Origin of the sequence: Vibrio sp. M260121, assembly GCF_036533715.1 — a bacterium.
In the GTDB taxonomy this organism is placed as follows: Bacteria; Pseudomonadota; Gammaproteobacteria; order Enterobacterales; family Vibrionaceae; genus Vibrio.
On the sequence record NZ_JATABF010000090.1, the window covers coordinates 1 to 3,398 of the forward strand.

The 3,398-nt window shown below is 44.4% G+C and carries 2 protein-coding genes and 1 tRNA gene; 2 read left to right on the top strand and 1 reads right to left on the bottom strand.

Going from position 1 to position 3,398, the window contains the following annotated elements:
• Positions 1–66 precede the first annotated feature (66 nt).
• Positions 67–143, top strand: a tRNA-Asp gene (locus QTO06_RS25080).
• Positions 144–583: 440 nt separating this feature from the next.
• Here QTO06_RS25080 and ilvY read toward each other — a convergent pair.
• Positions 584–1,474, bottom strand: a complete 891-nt coding sequence (gene ilvY / locus QTO06_RS25085; protein WP_331410304.1) for an HTH-type transcriptional activator IlvY — start codon at positions 1,472–1,474, stop codon at positions 584–586.
• Between the two features lie 142 nt (positions 1,475–1,616).
• On the opposite strand from ilvY, the gene ilvC reads away from it, so the two are divergent.
• Positions 1,617–3,101: a ketol-acid reductoisomerase gene (gene ilvC, locus QTO06_RS25090; protein WP_021017933.1), complete on the top strand. Its 1,485-nt coding sequence runs from the start codon at positions 1,617–1,619 to the stop codon at positions 3,099–3,101.
• Positions 3,102–3,398: the final 297 nt, after the last annotated feature.

Consider the following 3,398-nt stretch of genomic DNA (forward strand, 5'->3'; position numbering starts at 1 on the left):
GGGCTTCCCCATGTGAGAGTAGGACATCGCCAGGCTTTAAATTTAGACTTTATGTCTAACCAGTGCGGAGCGGTAGTTCAGTTGGTTAGAATACCGGCCTGTCACGCCGGGGGTCGCGGGTTCGAGTCCCGTCCGCTCCGCCACTTATTTAGAAACCCAGTCTTCGGACTGGGTTTTGTCGTTTTTGAGCATAATAATTTTCCTTTCAGGGAACGAGTCCCGGTTGCCCGCAACCCCGACCGTCCACCACTTAGTTAGACAAAGTCCTAAACTGCGCATCCCGGCAGAAATGCTAGGTTTTTTTCGTATCTGATATTCTCAAATCTCTGTACTCTGCTGAAGAGCTCACTCATTCAGGTAAAGACCATATTTCTCTTTGTTAGAGCCTAGTTTCTAAATCTCAAAAGTAGTTGAATATAAGTGCTTAGTTGTTCTAAACACATCTCTATTACTGTCTTTCTTATATGAATATTGATGTTGCGCTCTTTAGTACTGCCCTATATTTTGCATTCGACGTTTACTGTAACTAAAAAGCCCGTTACTTGTGTAACGGGCTTCGAATACTTATTTGAATGATGTATGCCTAAAGTGAGATATACTTACTTTCTGCGACTTCCCATAGGGCTTTCACTAATGGATTTTCTAGTTGGCTCTTGATGCAACAGACCCCGAGTTCAAATGGTTTTATAGGTAGAACCTTGAGTCGATTTATCTTCTCTCTGACAGGGCTGTTGTTGATTACCACATCCGGTGCGATACCGACGCCACAGCCTAAAGCCACCATGCTGACAATAGCCTCATGTCCTGCCACCTGTGCGTAGATATTTGGTTTGATCTTCATTTGCTTAAACCAAACATTCGCTCTTTCTCTTGCTGTGCCTGCTTCTGGGACAATAAAAGGGATCGTTGACCAATCTGGACTTTCTTTCTGCAGTTCTTCTGCAAAGCTGCTGACTCCAACTGGCGCTATCACCGATAGGGGAATCTCACTGATTGGTTCAAAGGAGACTTTAGCTGGCAGTTGGTCTGGCTTAGCAGAGATCGCGATATCAGCCTCATCTGCCAATATTTTATCGATGGCTTGCGCTGGATCGCCAGTAGAGAGTTTGAATTCGATAAATGGATTCTGAATGCGGAATTCAGAAATCAGCTCTGGGAGGTGGCTGTAACTTGCGGTTACCGAGCAAAATAAACGTATCTCACCCTTTAACTCGTCTTCTGTCCCTTTGACATAACTTTGGTATTGCTGCCACTCACCTAAGATCTTCAGTGCTACAGGTAATAGCTTCTTTCCTTGAACTGTTAATTCAACACTTCGGTTATCACGCAAGAACAGCTGTTGATGTGTTTCTTCTTCCAATTTCTGGATCTGCCGACTCAGTGCTGAAGGGCTGATATGCATTGCTGCTGCTGTCTTAGCGAAGCTTTTACTATCACATAGATGAATGAATAACTGCAGGCTTTTGATGTTCATTAAATCTTCACTTCCATGTTGCATTAATTGCAATAAGTAATTGTGAATATATCACTTTCAGCAACAGAATGTCTGTTTTAGTATGAACTCATTCGGTAACACAAATACCGACCTCTATGGAAGAATGTTAAGGAGCACCCAGATGGCTAACTATTTCAATACCCTAAACTTGCGTGAGCAATTGGACCAACTTGGTCGTTGTCGCTTTATGGACCGCGAAGAATTCGCATCAGAAGCAGATTACCTAAAAGGTAAGAAAGTGGTCATCGTAGGTTGTGGTGCTCAAGGCCTTAACCAAGGTCTGAACATGCGTGACTCTGGTCTAGACGTTGCTTATGCACTTCGCCAGGCAGCTATTGATGAGCAGCGCCAGTCATTCAAAAACGCAAAAGACAACGGTTTTGAAGTAGGTAGCTACGAAACGCTAATTCCACAAGCTGACCTAGTAGTAAACCTTACTCCAGATAAGCAGCACACAAACGTTGTTGAGACAGTAATGCCGCTTATGAAAGAAGGCGCAGCACTAGGTTACTCACACGGTTTCAATGTTGTTGAAGAAGGCATGCAAATCCGTAAAGACCTAACGGTAGTAATGGTTGCACCTAAGTGTCCGGGTACGGAAGTTCGTGAAGAATACAAGCGTGGTTTTGGTGTACCGACTCTTATCGCTGTTCACCCAGAGAACGACCCTAAAGGCGAAGGTTGGGATATCGCGAAAGCTTGGGCTGCAGCAACAGGTGGCCACCGTGCTGGTTGTCTAGAGTCTTCTTTTGTTGCTGAGGTGAAATCTGACCTAATGGGTGAGCAAACTATCCTTTGTGGCATGCTACAGGCTGGTTCTATCGTATGTTACGAGAAGATGATTGCTGACGGTATCGATCCAGGCTATGCAGGTAAGCTTCTTCAATACGGTTGGGAAACCATCACTGAAGCACTGAAGTTTGGTGGTATCACTCACATGATGGATCGTCTATCAAACCCAGCAAAAGTAAAAGCATTTGAGCTTTCTGAAGAGCTAAAAGAGCTGATGCGTCCGCTATACAACAAGCACATGGATGACATCATCACAGGTCACTTCTCTAGCACTATGATGGCTGACTGGGCAAACGACGATGTTAACCTACTAGGCTGGCGTGCAGAAACGGGTGAAACTGCTTTCGAAAACTACCCAGAAACTGACGTAGAAATCTCTGAGCAAGAGTACTTCGACAACGGTATTCTGATGGTTGCTATGGTTCGTGCGGGTGTTGAGCTAGCGTTTGAAGCAATGACGGCATCTGGCATCATCGATGAGTCTGCTTACTACGAGTCTCTACACGAGCTACCACTGATTGCGAACACTATCGCACGTAAGCGCCTATACGAGATGAACGTGGTTATCTCAGACACTGCGGAATATGGTAACTACCTGTTCGCTAACGTAGCAACACCGCTTCTACGTGAGAAGTTTATGCCAGCAGTAAATACTGACGTAATTGGTAAAGGGCTAGGTGAAACTTCTAACCAAGTAGATAACGCGACTCTTATCGCTGTAAATGATGCTATCCGTAACCACCCAGTAGAGTACATTGGTGAAGAGCTACGTGGTTACATGACTGATATGAAGAACATCGCAGTAGGCGGCTAACTCCTATCCAAGTTAGTAAAGAACTCCAGATAGACTGGGGTCAATAAATACAAAATAAAACACAACATCTAATCAAAAGGCTTGGTCGCCGTTGACCAAGCCTTTTTGTTTTTATGGAAACGATTTTTTCTTCGAAATGTGGGACACCTTCGCTGTTGGAGTCGAGATATGTTCGTTGGGATAGAATTGATATAAGTAAAGGTATCGTAAGTGTTGACTCAATTTGTCCTTAAGAAGACAAAATTGAAGTGAATCCCGAATCCCGAATCCCGAATCCCGAATCCCGAATCCCGAATC